Source organism: Alphaproteobacteria bacterium, from assembly GCA_030740435.1.
GTDB lineage: Bacteria > Pseudomonadota > Alphaproteobacteria > UBA2966 > UBA2966.
Genome location: JASLXG010000031.1, coordinates 62,909 through 76,330 on the forward strand (window position 1 = coordinate 62,909; position 13,422 = coordinate 76,330).

At 62.8% G+C, this 13,422-nt stretch carries 13 protein-coding genes; 11 read left to right on the plus strand and 2 right to left on the minus strand.

The window, feature by feature from the left end; all coding sequences use genetic code 11:
• Positions 1 to 321 precede the first annotated feature (321 nt).
• From QGG75_03720 to QGG75_03765, 10 genes are all read left to right on the plus strand, one after another.
• Positions 322 to 2,202 (plus strand): branched-chain amino acid ABC transporter ATP-binding protein/permease, encoded by a 1,881-nt coding sequence (locus QGG75_03720; protein MDP6066349.1) that lies wholly within the window; start codon positions 322 to 324, stop codon positions 2,200 to 2,202.
• Between the two features lie 121 nt (positions 2,203 to 2,323).
• Entirely contained in the window at positions 2,324 to 3,412 is a 1,089-nt protein-coding gene (locus QGG75_03725; GenBank protein MDP6066350.1) for an ABC transporter substrate-binding protein, read from the plus strand.
• A gap of 54 nt (positions 3,413 to 3,466) precedes the next feature.
• Positions 3,467 to 4,177, plus strand: coding sequence for an ABC transporter ATP-binding protein (locus tag QGG75_03730; GenBank protein MDP6066351.1), 711 nt, complete (start codon positions 3,467 to 3,469; stop codon positions 4,175 to 4,177).
• A gap of 22 nt (positions 4,178 to 4,199) precedes the next feature.
• Positions 4,200 to 5,087: a branched-chain amino acid ABC transporter permease gene (locus QGG75_03735; GenBank protein ID MDP6066352.1), complete on the plus strand. Its 888-nt coding sequence runs from the start codon at positions 4,200 to 4,202 to the stop codon at positions 5,085 to 5,087.
• Positions 5,088 to 5,209: 122 nt separating this feature from the next.
• Positions 5,210 to 6,130, plus strand: coding sequence for a class II glutamine amidotransferase (locus QGG75_03740; GenBank protein MDP6066353.1), 921 nt, complete (start codon positions 5,210 to 5,212; stop codon positions 6,128 to 6,130).
• Positions 6,127 to 6,819, plus strand: coding sequence for a glutamate synthase (locus QGG75_03745; protein ID MDP6066354.1), 693 nt, complete (start codon positions 6,127 to 6,129; stop codon positions 6,817 to 6,819). Before QGG75_03740 ends, QGG75_03745 begins: the two co-directional genes overlap by 4 nt.
• Positions 6,804 to 8,228, plus strand: a complete 1,425-nt coding sequence (locus tag QGG75_03750; GenBank protein ID MDP6066355.1) for an FMN-binding glutamate synthase family protein — start codon at positions 6,804 to 6,806, stop codon at positions 8,226 to 8,228. The genes QGG75_03745 and QGG75_03750 overlap by 16 nt, the downstream gene beginning before the upstream one ends.
• Positions 8,229 to 8,296: 68 nt before the next feature.
• On the plus strand, positions 8,297 to 9,592 hold the full coding sequence (locus QGG75_03755; GenBank protein MDP6066356.1) for a glutamine synthetase family protein: 1,296 nt from the start codon (positions 8,297 to 8,299) through the stop codon (positions 9,590 to 9,592).
• 90 nt (positions 9,593 to 9,682) lie between these two features.
• Entirely contained in the window at positions 9,683 to 9,967 is a 285-nt protein-coding gene (locus QGG75_03760; protein ID MDP6066357.1) for a DUF1778 domain-containing protein, read from the plus strand.
• Between the two features lie 144 nt (positions 9,968 to 10,111).
• On the plus strand, positions 10,112 to 10,486 hold the full coding sequence (locus tag QGG75_03765; protein ID MDP6066358.1) for a GNAT family N-acetyltransferase: 375 nt from the start codon (positions 10,112 to 10,114) through the stop codon (positions 10,484 to 10,486).
• Here QGG75_03765 and QGG75_03770 read toward each other — a convergent pair.
• Positions 10,469 to 11,764 carry an FAD-binding oxidoreductase gene (locus QGG75_03770; GenBank protein MDP6066359.1) on the minus strand — a complete coding sequence of 432 codons (1,296 nt, stop codon included), beginning with the start codon at positions 11,762 to 11,764 and terminating at the stop codon, positions 10,469 to 10,471. The two genes, QGG75_03765 and QGG75_03770, sit on opposite strands and share 18 nt — an antisense overlap.
• Positions 11,765 to 11,875: 111 nt before the next feature.
• On the opposite strand from QGG75_03770, the gene QGG75_03775 reads away from it, so the two are divergent.
• Positions 11,876 to 13,285, plus strand: coding sequence for an aldehyde dehydrogenase family protein (locus QGG75_03775; GenBank protein MDP6066360.1), 1,410 nt, complete (start codon positions 11,876 to 11,878; stop codon positions 13,283 to 13,285).
• A 4-nt stretch (positions 13,286 to 13,289) separates the two neighbouring features.
• Here the strand turns inward: QGG75_03775 and QGG75_03780 are convergent.
• The coding region (locus tag QGG75_03780; GenBank protein ID MDP6066361.1) for a 3-keto-5-aminohexanoate cleavage protein at positions 13,290 to 13,422 on the minus strand (133 nt) is incomplete at its 5' end.

Consider the following 13,422-nt stretch of genomic DNA (forward strand, 5'->3'; position numbering starts at 1 on the left):
ATTCGTGCTCGCTATCGAGGCCGCGGCGGGACCAGGAAATAGGTCCGGCGCCCTGGCGCCGTTTGCCCTTCTCGGCGAGATTTTCGTTTGCCGCTGAGCGTCGCGACTGCTATCCTTCATTGGATACAGTATTCAATTCAACAAGAAAAAAATACTGATCGAATCCCTTCGGGAGGGGCATACGGGCCAAGGGGGAGGCGGGCAAATTGAGCAAGTGGGAATGGGGCGAGTGGCGACGGGACTTGGCCGACGCTGTCTCGCCGATTGCCGGCCATTGGACGCCTGGCGACATCCTTGCCACTGAGCCCGAGACTTAGGCGCATGTCGGTCGAGGTTGGCGCAGCCAGTGCTCCAGGAATGAGGGGCATCGATCGGCGGACCCGTGAGTGTGCGCTCTCGCTGGGCATCCTATTTCCACTGATCCTCGCCGTCATCGGCCTCGCCTCGGTCACCGAACTCGTTGGGCGCGAACTCCTGCTGCTGGGTTGCGTCAACATCATCGCCGCCGCCGGACTGGGATTGTTCTGCGGCACCAGCGGCATCCTCTCCTTCGGCCATGTCGCGTTTTTTGGCATCGGCGCCTACGTTTCGGCCTGGTTCACCTTGCCCCCCGGCATGAAATCCTTCCTCCTCGCCGACATGCCGATGTTCGTGCAGCAGGCGGAGTGGTCGCTGCCGCTGTCGATCCCGGTGGCGGTGCTGGCCAGCATGCTGGTCGGCGCCGTTTCCGGCGTCGTCATGATGCGCTTGCGCGATACCTCGGCGGTCATCGCCAGTTTCGGGCTGGTGGTCATCGCCTATTTGTTTTTTATCGGCGGCAAACCCCTGACCAACGGCAAGCAGTCGCTATATGGCATTCCGACCGAACAGGCGACCTGGCCGGTCTTCATCGGCGCCCTGGCGATCGCCCTGGCCGCGGCCTTCTATTTGAAGAGCACGCGCCTGGCCCGCAATATGGAAGCCACACGGGACGAGGAGCAGGCTTCGCGTTCGATCGGCATCGAGCCGCAATTTCATATCTTCGTATTTTGGGTGGCGAGCGCCGGCATCGTCGGCCTGGCGGGCGCTTTGTTCGGCCATGTTACCGGCGTCATTTCCCCCAGCGGCTTTTACCTGGACAAGACCTTCGCCTTCGTCGTGATGATCATCCTGGGAGGCTACCGCTCCATAAGCGGCTGCGTCATCGGCGCCGTGGTCATCACCATCGCCGAGGAAATCTTCCGCACGACTGAGGAATACCTGGGAAATTTCGCTGGGATGGAACTGGCCTTTGGCTTCGAGTTTCCCCTGGTATTTGGGCTTACGGCGATCTCCTTTTCGCTATTGATCCTGATCATCCTCTACACGCGCCCGGAAGGCGTGTTGGGGTATCGCGAGCTGGCGGTGCTGTTCGCAGCGCCCTCCGCCGCTTCCGGCCGTGCCGCCTGGGGCCATGAAGTGCCGGCCTACACCGTCCCTGGCGACAGTGTGCTGGAAACCGAATCCCTCTCGAAGGTCTACGCCGGCCTGCGTGCCTTGAGCAGCGTAAGCCTGCGCGTGCAGGCCGCGGAAGTGGTGGGCTTGATCGGTCCCAACGGTGCCGGCAAAACCACCTTCATCAATGTTCTGACCGGATCCCTTTTTGCCTCGGACGGCAGGATTATCCTCGACCACAAGGACGCCACCCAATGGAGTGCCGTCAAACTGGCCCGGCAGGGCCTGGGTCGGACGTTTCAGAACATCAGGCTTTTTGCCTCCCTTAGCGCGCTGGAGAACGTGATCTCGGCGGTGACCACACGGACGCCGGGATTGCCACGGCGCGCGGCCGAAGGCCGAGCGCTGGGCTGGCTCTCGATCCTGGGCCTGGAAGACAAGGCAGCCATTATTTCCGGCAATTTGGCGTACGGCGACCAGCGCAAGCTGGAGATCGCCCGGGCGCTGGCGCTGGAACCGAAATTCTTGCTGCTGGATGAGCCGGTGGCCGGAATGAACGCCGCGGAGACAGAGGCGCTGAAGGAACGGCTGCAGCAAATCGTTTCCGATTTTGGCATCGGCATCTTGCTCGTCGAGCATGACCTGAAGACGGTCATGCAGCTTTGCGATAGGGTTTATGTGCTGAACAAGGGCGAGCTCATCGCGGAAGGAGTACCCAAGGACATTACCAGCAACGCGGATGTCATTGAGGCATACGTCGGAGAAGAGCCGTTGGAAAACCCGAAATAACAAACTCGTACAACCACTCAACAGGGGAACGATCATGTCTGTGAAAAGATTACTGGCTGCCGGTTTGGCCATTACCAGTCTGCTGGCGGTATGGACTGCTCCCGCGATGGCGGAAGATTTCGTGATTGGCGCTGTCAGCGCCCGCACGGGTTTCATGGCGGCTTACGACGCGCCGTTCATGCAAGGCGTCAACATGTATGCGGAGGAAGCCAACAAGAGGGGCGGCTTGCTCGGCAAGTACCCGGTCAAGGTGATCGAACGCGATGACACCTCCGATCCACAAAAAGCGGCAATTGCCGTCGCCGCCTTGCTCAAGAAGGAAAAGCTGAACGCCTTCATCTCTTCCGCCATTTCGCCCGCCGCCATCGCGGCGGGAAACATGGTCAAGAAGAAAAACCTTCTGATCATGCACACCATCGCCTCGCAGCCGACCATCCCGGTCCGGGCCGGTGGCGGCAGCTATCTGGTGATGATGTCGGACGCCCACATGGGTGGCGTATACGCCAAATTCGCGCGCCACGATCTGAAGGCCAAAACCGCCTACATCATTACCTCGGATTTCGATCCCTACACGGAATTCCTGCCGCTTTATTTCAAGGACCTGTTCGAGAAGCTGGGCGGCAAGGTGATCGGGCAATCCACCTTCGCCTACGATCAGCAGGAGTTCTCCAAGGTCGTGACGGCCATCAGGAAAATGCCCTCGGAACCGGACGTCATCGTGGGCATGCCCTTTGACAACGATTTCCCGATCTTCATCAACCAACTCAGGGCCGGTGGCGTCAAGTCAACCTACTTGGGCCCCGACGTGCTGGACCAGCCTTCCGTCAAGGGACTGGGCAAGGTCGTCGAGGGCGTTCACTACGTGACCATGGCGGCGCCCTCGGCCAGTGCCGCCGCCGGGGCCTTCGTCAAGGCCTACGAAGCCAAGTTCGGCAATGCCGACGCCTACTATCCGGCCATGGTGGGATATTCCGCCATGCGTCTGGTCGAGGCCGCCGTCAAGGCCGCCGGCGGCACCGACGCCAAGGCGGTTCGCGATGCCTTCGGCCAATTGGCCAACGTGCAAACCGAAATCGGCACGGTCACCTTCCGTGGTGTCGGCAAGGCGCCCAACCTGCCGGTTCACGTCATGCGAATCGAAGGTGGCAAGGGGAAATACCTCAAGTCGATCAAGCTCGATCCGGCGGAAATCCCGACCGCCAGGAAGTAACGGACCGGTATCGATGATCCGTCGGCGATGGTTGTCGCCGGCGGATCGCCGGTGGTGCAAATGCTGAAAGTCCAAGATCTCGAGATCTCCTACGGTCCCGTCGCCGCAGTGAAGGGGGTTTCCTTCGAGGTCTCGAAGGGCGAACTGATTACCATTATCGGCGCCAACGGGGCTGGCAAATCCACCACGCTCAACGCCATCATGGGCTTGGTTCCCCTGGCTGGCGGCGAGATATCGTTGAACGGCGTCTCGTTGGGCAGGGTGCCGGTCGAGAACCGGGCCGGCCTGGGTGTGTCCTACGCGCCCGAAGGCCGCCGCGTCTTCAAATCGCTGTCTGTGCTGGACAACCTGAAGGCGGGCGGAAATACACTGACGCGCCCACAGGCGGAGGAGCGTGTCGAAGTGGTCATGGATCGCTTCCCGGCCTTGCGGGAGAGGCGCGATCAAGATGCCGGGACGCTTTCCGGGGGAGAGCAGCAAATGCTGGCGATCGCCCGGGCGCTGATGATCGATCCCGATTTCCTTATCCTGGACGAGCCCTCACTGGGCTTGGCGCCCAAGATCGTGTCGCAGGTGTTCGAAATCATCGCCGAATGCCGCCAGGCCGGCGCCACGATTCTGCTGGTCGAGCAAAACGTCAGGAAGAGCTTGGCCGTGGCCGACCGGGCCTACGTCATGGAGCTGGGATTGATTGCCAAGTCCGGCTCGGCCGAGGAATTGGCGCAAGATCCCGAAATTCACGACAGTTATCTGGGCGCGGTGTGATCGCGCGGGAACGGGCATAGCATTGGAAGATTTCGTCCAATATCTCATTGCCGTGCTCAACCTGGGCAGCATCTACGCCCTGCTGGCGCTGGGGCTGGTCGTGGTTTTCGGCCAACTCGGGTTCTTGAATTTCGCCCACGGCGATCTGATGACGCTTTTCGGCTATTCCCTGCTCTTCCAAACAGCCTGGGGCGTGCCCTTCTGGCTTGCCGTCGTGATTGCCATCCTGTTCGCCGGGTGTTGCGCCCTGGCCATGGAACGCATCGCCTTCCGACCGCTCAGGGGGCATAGCCCCATGACCTTGCTGATAACCTCGTTCGCCATATCCGGCGCTCTGCACGTCATCTTTCAGGTCACCATCAGCCCCCGCGCCAAGCCCATCCCGATCCCCGAGTTCCTCTCGGGCTATATCACCTTCGGCGACGTGTTCATCGGGCGGGCCCAGATATTCACCATCATCGTCGCCCTGGCGTCGCTGCTGCTGCTGAGGTTCTTCCTGGCGAATTCCCGGCTGGGCATTGCGCTGCGCGCCTCGGCCGCCGATTTCGACATCGCCCGCGCCATGGGGATCCGGGCCAACCGGGTCATTGCGCTGGCCTTCTTCCTCTCGGGCGTGCTGGCCGGCATCGCCGCCTTGCTATGGATTTCCCAGCGCGGCGCGGTGTTCCCGACGCTTGGCCTGACACCCATGATCAAGGCCCTGATCGCCGCCATCATCGGCGGTCTGACGAACCCCAAGGGGGCGCTCTATGGCGGCTTCCTGCTGGGCGCCCTGGAGGCCACCCTTTTGAGCATCCTGCCCGACGAACTTGTCGTCTTCCGTGATGCTGCCGTGCTGCTGATCCTGATATTTTTCCTGGTTTTCCGGCCCAACGGCATCATCGCCACCAACCCGGAACCGATGCGATGAGCAAACACTTGCCTCGGGGACTTGTGCCGGGCCGCCGGGCGGCGTACAAATGACCATGCTTTTTGTATACAGTATCCAAAAATAGGGTGAGGCCGAAAATGTGTGGAATTGCCGGAAGGATCTTGGGGGCGCCGGGAACGGTGGGCGCCGACCTGGTGGGCCTGATGGAAGCGCAGCGCCATCGGGGCGCCGATTCCACGGGTTTCGCGCTTTATGGCGAGGCCTTGGAGCAGGGCTACATCGTCCGCGCCATGGCTTCCCGGCGCGATCGTCTGTCCGACGATTTACAGGACTTTCTCGATATCCTGCGGGAATTCGGCTCCGATTTCATGGCCGATCCCAGCCATGACGATGCCAGCAGCGAACATGTTTCACTGCGCCTGACCATCACCGACCCCAGCGATTTTGCCGCCTGGTCGCGCCAAGCCGACGAGATCTGCGAGCGCATCGAAATCCAGTCGGTGGGTCGTTCGCTGGAAATCATCAAGGATCTGGGCGGCGCCAAGGAGGTGGCGGACAAGCATGGCATCCGTGATTTCATCGGTACCCACGGTCTCGGCCACGCCCGGCTGGCGACCGAATCCTCGGTCTCACCTACCGCCAGCCACCCCTTCTGGGCCCGGCCCTTTCCCGACATCGCCATCGTTCACAACGGCCAAATCACCGACTACTACACCTGGCGCGACAAGCTCGAGCAGGCCGGCTATCGCTTCATGACCTACAACGACAGCGAACTGATCGCCGTCTGGATTTCCGACCAGATGTCGAAAGGGCTGACCCAGGCCGAAGCGCTGGAGCGCTCCATTTCCGAAATCGACGGTGTCTTTACCTACCTGATCTCGAACACCGAGAGCATGGGTTTCGCCAAGGACCGCTGGGCCATCAAGCCCCTGGTCGCCGTCGAGGAAGCCGGCGAGATGGCGGTGGCGACGGAGGAACAAGCGGTTCGCACGGTTTATCCCGGCGACCATGTGGTCGACAACTACGACGGGCCCAGCATGACCAATACCTGGCCGATCGCTGCCTTGAAGGAAGCGGCATGAGCGAGCGTATCGTTATCGTTGGCGATCGCCCGATCCGGGAGGTCAACAAGGAAATTCGGGCCACCCTGGGCGAAGGCCAGCGCACCATCGTCAAGGATACGCGCTCGCGGCACAATCTGGGCATTGGCCTGCCGAAAGGTTCGGATCTGCTGTTCGAAGGCAGCGTCGGCTACTACTGCGGCGGTCTCAACGACGGCGCCCGCATCGAAGTCGAACGCAACGTCGGCTGGTCGGTGGGCGAAGCCATGGCCAGCGGCGAGATCCTGATCCATGGCTACGCCGGTATGTCGGTTGGGGCCTCCATGCGCGGCGGCCTGATCCACATCCGGGGGGATGCCGGGCCGCGCTGCGGCGTTGCCATGAAAGGCGGCGACATCATCGTCGAAGGCCAGGTCGGCTACATGTCGGGCTTCATGGCGCACGCCGGTCGCATTATCGCGCTAGGGGGCGCCGGCGAAGCGACGGCCGATTCGCTGTGGGGCGGCGAAGTCTGGGTCGCCGGCCCCATCCAATCGCTGGGCGTCGATTCCAAGACGATTGAGCCGACGCCCGAGGAGGTGGCTTCGGTGGAGCAGCTCCTGGCCAGCCGTGGTCTCGGGGACAACGCGCGAGACTGGCAAAAAATCGTTTCCGCCCAACGTCTTTGGCATTTTGAAAGTAGGGACGCAAGCGCATGGCTGATGATCTGACTTCGGGCTACGAATACCCCTTCGAAATGCCGACCGAGGAAGCGGTTGCCATGACGGACGGCGGCGTCGCCGAACGTCCGGCCGGCGTGCCGGCATCCTATGACCGGGGCGAATCGGTAAGCTGGACGCCGGAATCGATCTCCGAAATCCATGCCCTGTCGCGCCTCGGCCGCTACCAGATCCGGGGTTTCAACTCCTTCAATCACCGCTTGCCGACGTTCGACGACTTGACCTTCGTGCCGGCCACCATGACGCGGCTGCCGCTGGAGGGCTATCGCGAAAGCTGCGACTCGAAGACCACGCTCGGCGGCGGCACGGGACTGGTCGAGAAACCGCTGGAGCTCGACATACCGATCTACATTGCCTCGATGTCCTTTGGCGCGCTCTCGGCCAACGCCAAGGCCGCCTTGGGCTACGGCGCCTCGAAGGTGGGCACGCTGACCTGCACCGGCGAGGGCGGCATGCTGGAAGACGAACGCCGGGCCTCGAAAATCCTGGTCTACCAGATGACGCCGTCGCGCTACATGCTCGACCTCGAGCATCTGCGCCGGGCCGACGCCATCGAGTTGGTCGTGGGCCAAGGCGCCAAACCCGGTACCGGCGGCCTGTTGCTGGGCATGAAGGTGTCGGAACGGGTGGCCGACATGCGCTCGCTGCCCCAAGGCGTCGATCAACGCTCGACCGTGCGCCATCCCGATTTCCTCGGCGCCGACGACATGCAGATCAAGATTGAGGAATTGCGCGAGGCCACCGATTACCAGGTGCCGATCTTCCTCAAGATGGGGGCCACCCGGCCGCGCTACGACGTGGCCATCGCCGCCAAGGCCGGCGTCGACGTCATCGTCGTCGACGGCGCCGAGGGTGGAACCGGCGCCTCGCCCGAGCTGCTCATCAATCACACCGGCATTCCCACGATTTCGGCCATCCGGGCATCGCGGGAGGCGCTGGACGACTGCGGCATGTCGGGCAAGGTGTCGCTGGTCGCGGCCGGCGGCATCCGTTCCGGCACCGACGCCGCCAAGTGTCTGGCGCTGGGAGCCGATGCCGTCATGATCGGCACCGGTTCGATGATCGCGCTGGGCTGCAATTCGCCGCGCTACTTCGACGACTACGCCGCCCTTGGCACCTCGCCGGGCAAATGCCATCACTGCCACACCGGGCTCTGCCCGGTGGGCGTGGCGACGCAAGAGCCCGAGTTGGAAGCCCGTGTCGACGTGCCGGCGGCTTCCGAGCGGGTGGCGCGCTACCTCACCGCCATGACCATGGAAATCACCCTGCTGGCCAAGGCCTGCGGCAAATCCTCCGTGCACAACCTGGAGGTCGAAGACCTGAGGGCACTGTCGATGGAGGCCTCGGCTTTCACCGGTGTCAAGATGGCGGGAATCGATAAGGTATATTCTTGGTCATAGCGGGGTGGGTTAAGAACGCTGTCAAAAGGCGAGGTCAATCGCCGACATGATTCCAGGGGAGGATCGACATGAGCGCAAATAGTGCCGAACTGCCGGCGGGCATACACACCATCGTATTGGGTGCCGGAGATACCAACGGCATCATGCGGGGCAAGCGAATTCCGGCCAGTCACTGGCCGACGGCCTGCGAGAAGGGGGTGGCGCTCTCTATCGCCACGCTGGCCATCGACATGACCTGCGATGTCTGGGACACGCCCTACGCCAATTTCGACAACGGCTACCCCGACATGCACCTGTTTCCGGCAGGCCCGGTCCATGCCATGCCCTGGGAGGAGGGCGTGGGGTTCTGCTTCGGGCGTTTCGAGGGCATGGACCACAAACCGGTGCCCATCGATCCGCGAAATTCCCTGGTCCGCGTTCTCGAACGGGCCGAGGCCATGGGCTACGAGGTCAATATCGGCGCTGAGCTGGAATTCTACCTGCTCGATCCCGAAACGCTGCAGCCCAGGGACCGGGGGATCCAGGTCTACGGCTTGGCGCGGGCCGCCGAACTGGAGCACGTCCTGGGCCCCATCCGCCGGCACTTGAACGACGTCGGCATCCCCATCGAGCAATCCAATCCGGAATACGCGGCGGGACAGGTGGAAGTGAATATCCGCTATGGCGAGGCGCTGGCCAGCGCCGACCGGGCCGTCTCTTTCCGCAGCCTGGTCAAGGAGCTGGCGGTATCGCAGAACTACCTGGCCACCTTCATGTCCAAACCCTTCGCCGAGGAATCCGGCAACGGCTTTCACTGCCACCATTCGCTGTGGAAAAAGGGCAAGAACGCCTTCGCCAAGGGCGGCAAGCTGTCTGCGCTGGGGCTCAACTACCTGGCCGGCATGCAGTCACGCATGTGCGAGATGTCGCTGGCCTCGGCCACCACGCCGAACGCCTACCGCCGCCGCCAGCCCTATACCTTCTGCCCCATCAATACCGCCTGGAGCGTCGACAATCGCACCGTCGGCATCCGGGTGATCGAGGGCAACGACACCGCCGTGCGTATCGAGAAACGCGATGGCTCGGCCGACTGCAATCCCTATTACCTGCTGGCCTGCGAGATCGCCGCCGGCTTGGAGGGCATCGAGCAAGGCCTCGAGCCCAGCAAAGCTACGCCGGGCAATGCCTATGAGTCGGCCGACGACGAGCCCATTCCCACCGACCTGGCGACGGCCGTGGAGCTGGCCAAGAACTCGGACTTCATGAGCCAGGTTCTGGGCCCGGATTCGCTGGGCATCCTGGTCGGCCAGGCCGAACGCGAGCTTGAGTTTTTCGCCAACCAGGTCACCTCGGTCGAGATGGATCGTTACCTGCTCAATATGTAGCAACGTTTGCGCGCCCGCGGGATATCTTGATTTGTACGCCACTAAGGCGTACACTGCTCGGGATCTTCAAGGTAACGACGTGAGGCTGCGATGGTCCGCGCGAGCGAGATGAAGAAGGAGCGTATGCATCTGCGTCTTGACGCGGATGCCAAAGGAAAAATTGCGCGGGCGGCAAGGTATTCGCAAAAATCCCTTTCCGAGTTTGTCCTCAGCAACGCCGTGGATGCCGCGGAGCGGGTGATCGAGGAACACGAGAGGATGGTACTCGGTGACCGCGATCGTGACCTCTTCTTCGACGCCATTCTGAACCCGCCGGAACCCAACCAGGCTTTGAGCGAGGCAATGAAGTGGTATCGCGAGCTATCTCGCGACTAGATGCCTCTTAACAAAGCCCCTAGCGTAGAACCGCTCGGGACTCATCATGACCGGGCGGGCTTCTCCTGCGGCGAGGCGGCTCTGGATTCCTACTTGCGCACCCAGGCGGGCCAGGACGTACGGCGCAGGGTCTGCCGGATATTCGTGGCCACCCTGGATGATCGAGCTGTTGTCGCCGGATTCTACGCTCTCAGCGCGACCGCCGTTGAGGCCCGCAATCTTCCGGCCGATTTGAGCCGCAAGCTGCCGAAATACCCGCTGTCGGCGGCGCTCATCGGCCGTCTCGCCGTTGATGAACGGTTTCAGGGCCTGAGCCTCGGCAAATACCTTCTCATGGATGCCATTGCTCGGACCGCCGAGGCGGCCTCATCCATCGGTATCTATGCCGTCATCGTCGATGCCAAGAACGAGCCGGCCAAAGCCTTCTACGAGAAATACGGTTTCAAGGCTTTTCCCACCCTGCCGAGGCGGTTGTTCATTCCGTTGAAGACGGCCGCCGCCCTACTTGCCGTGCCTTAGGTTTTCGCGCATGTCGATGCCGCGATAAAGCGCGTGGGCGAAAGGCAGGAACCAGGCCCGGCCACGGTGCCAGACGCGGGTCTCCAGGGCCGTCTTGGTGAAGGCCGTCTCGCGGCCTTGCAGGCCCATCATGTTGAGCGCCGCCTTGTGGCCCAGGTAAGGCGCCATGCCGTTGCCGCTGCCGGAATACCCCATGGCGTGCCAAACGCCGTCGTGCTGGCCGAGATGGGGCAGGAAGGAAAAGGTGAAGCCCAGCGTGCCGCGCCAGCAATGGGTTGGCTTGACCGCTGCCAGTTGCGGGAAGATCTGCCTCATCAGCCGGCAAAGACCCGCCACGGCGGCATCCTGCGAGATGTCGGAGAGCGCCACCCGGCCGCCGATGATGAGCCGCTTTTCATCCGGCGAGAGCCGGAAGTAACAGTGCCGGCTGCGGGTCTCCACGACCATGCGCCGGCCCGGCATGATTTCGTCGATGGTCTCAGGCGGCAATTCCTCGGTTGCCATGACGAAGGCCTTGGCCGGAATGATGCGGCGCTTTAGCCAGGAAAACGCAGGCGCGGTGTAGCCGTTGGTGGCCATCAGCACGGATTGGGCGCGGACCATGCCGCTCGGGGTCGAGACCTCGAAGCCGGATCCCGCCGGTTTGACGCCCGTGACCCTGGTGTTGCCGCAAACCCTTGCGCCGGCTTGGCGCGCCGCCCGCACCAGCTCGTTGGTGTATTTGCCGGGATGCAGGCCGCCGTGATCGTGCAACAGCAGACCACCCGAATAGAGATCGCTCCCGACCTCGTCGCGTTGGCGCTCGCGGGGAACCATTTCGACGTTGATGGGCGCGATTTCCCTGAGCTCGTCGAGCGAACGGGCGGTGCTATCGTATTCCTGTTTGCTCCATTGCCCGCGGAAGCGCCCGTGGGTCTTGAAATCGCAGTCGAGGCCTTCCTCGGCGATGGTTTTCTTGGCGAAGTTCAGGGGCTCGATGTAGATCTCGCGCAACAGCGCCTGGGCCGTCTCGAGGCCGTAACGTTTGGCCATTTGCGCCAGCGGCACCCGGTGCCCTTCGCCGATCATGCCGCCGTTGCGTGTACTGGCGCCGAAACCCGGAGGCTCGGCATCCAGAACCAGCACGGAGGCGCCGTTCTTGGCCAAGGTTCTGGCCGCCGAGGCGCCGGTCAGGCCGGCGCCCACCACCACGGCGTCATAGCTCTCAGCGAACTCCGGGTCGGCCTCCGTTTCCCGTTCGATGGCCTCCCACCAATAAGGATCGGTTTTCGGCTTCATGGCTTGCAAATCCAGCTCTTTGAATACAGTATACAATTAGCCGGCGACAATCGCAAACAACGCCGGATGGCAGGACGCCCGAACAGCAGAGGCAAAGGGAGGCAAGGCACCATGGAAAGCTTTCCGCTCATCATCAACGGCTTCACGACGAAGACCTCGAACACCTTCGAGGTCCGCAACCCCTCCACCGGCGAAATCGTCGGACTGGCCCCCAGCGCCACGGTCGATCAGTTGGACTACGCCGTGAAGGCGGCGGCGGAAGCTTTCAAGGGCTGGAGCGTGACGCCCGACGAGGAGCGGGCCGGCGCCTGTCACGCCATCGCCGAGGCCATCGAGAAGGGGGCCGAGGATATGGCGCGTCTTTTGACCCTGGAACAGGGCAAACCCCTGAACGGCCTGGGCTCCCGCTTCGAATTGGGCGGCGCCTCGGCCTGGGCCCACTACACGGCCGATTTGGCGCTGCCGGTCGAGGTCTTGCAGGACGACAACGAAGGCAGGGTGGAGATGCACCGCAAGCCGATCGGGGTGGTGGGTTCCATCACGCCCTGGAACTGGCCCGTGATGATCGCCGTCTGGCACATCGTTCCGGCGCTCCGGGCGGGCAATACCGTCGTCATCAAACCCTCGCCCTTTACCCCGCTTTCGACAATTCGGCTGCTTGAGCTGATGAACGAGATCCTGCCGGCCGGCGTGGTCAACCTGGTGGCGGGCGAGGATGAACTGGGCGCCGCCATGTCGGCGCACGCCGAAATCGCCAAGATCGTTTTCACCGGCTCCTGCGCCACCGGCAAGAACGTCATGGCAAACGCCGCCGAAACCCTCAAACGCCTGACCCTGGAACTGGGCGGCAACGACGCCGGCATCGTGCTCGCCGACGTCGATCCGAAAGAGATCGCCGAGGGCCTCTTTTGGGGCGCCTTCATCAATGGCGGGCAAACCTGCGCCGCGCTCAAGCGGCTCTACGTGCACGACGACGTCTACGACGCGGTCTGCCAGGAACTCACGGCCTTCGCCGCCAACATGAAGATGGGCGACGGCCTGGACGAGGAAAACGTGCTGGGTCCGATCCAGAACAAGATGCAGTTCGACAAGGTCAGTCGCCTGGTCAAGGACGCCGTCGACAGGGGCGGCAAGGTGTTGATGGGCGGCCAGCCCGGCACGGCTTTGAACGGTCATTTCTTCCCCGTCACCTTGATCGCCGACGTCGATCACGGCGTGCCCCTGGTCGATGAAGAGCAGTTCGGGCCGGCCTTGCCGATCATCCGCTATTCGGATGTCGACGAAGTCGTGCAGAGGGCGAACGACAATCCCCATGGCCTGGGTGGCTCGGTCTGGTCGAACGACCTCGAGGCGGCCAGGGAGATCGCGCTGAAGATGGAATGCGGCACGGTGTGGATCAACAAGCACGGCATGATCCAGCCCAACGCGCCCTTCGGCGGCGTCAAAGGCTCCGGCATCGGCGTTGAATTCGGCCAGCAAGGCCTCGAGGAATACACCAATATCCAAGTCGTCATGAGCTAGCGCGTCAGCCCCTGCCCCCGGCCAGGCCCAGCATGGCCCGGGTCTCGGCCACGTCGGCGACCTCGCGGCCCAGGCTGCGGGCCTGCTCGGCGATGCGTCGCACCAGCTCGGCGTTGCTCGGTGCGCCGTGCTCCGTG

Bases quoted from the DNA above. Each gene is read 5' to 3' on its own strand.
- QGG75_03770 (MDP6066359.1), bottom strand. From the start codon at position 11,764: ATGAAGCCGAAAACCGATCCTTATTGGTGGGAGGCCATCGAACGGGAA.
- QGG75_03760 (MDP6066357.1), top strand. From the start codon at position 9,683: ATGGTCCGCGCGAGCGAGATGAAGAAGGAGCGTATGCATCTGCGTCTT.
- QGG75_03745 (MDP6066354.1), top strand. From the start codon at position 6,127: ATGAGCGAGCGTATCGTTATCGTTGGCGATCGCCCGATCCGGGAGGTC.
- QGG75_03750 (MDP6066355.1), top strand. From the start codon at position 6,804: ATGGCTGATGATCTGACTTCGGGCTACGAATACCCCTTCGAAATGCCG.
- QGG75_03755 (MDP6066356.1), top strand. From the start codon at position 8,297: ATGAGCGCAAATAGTGCCGAACTGCCGGCGGGCATACACACCATCGTA.
- QGG75_03720 (MDP6066349.1), top strand. From the start codon at position 322: ATGTCGGTCGAGGTTGGCGCAGCCAGTGCTCCAGGAATGAGGGGCATC.
- QGG75_03775 (MDP6066360.1), top strand. From the start codon at position 11,876: ATGGAAAGCTTTCCGCTCATCATCAACGGCTTCACGACGAAGACCTCG.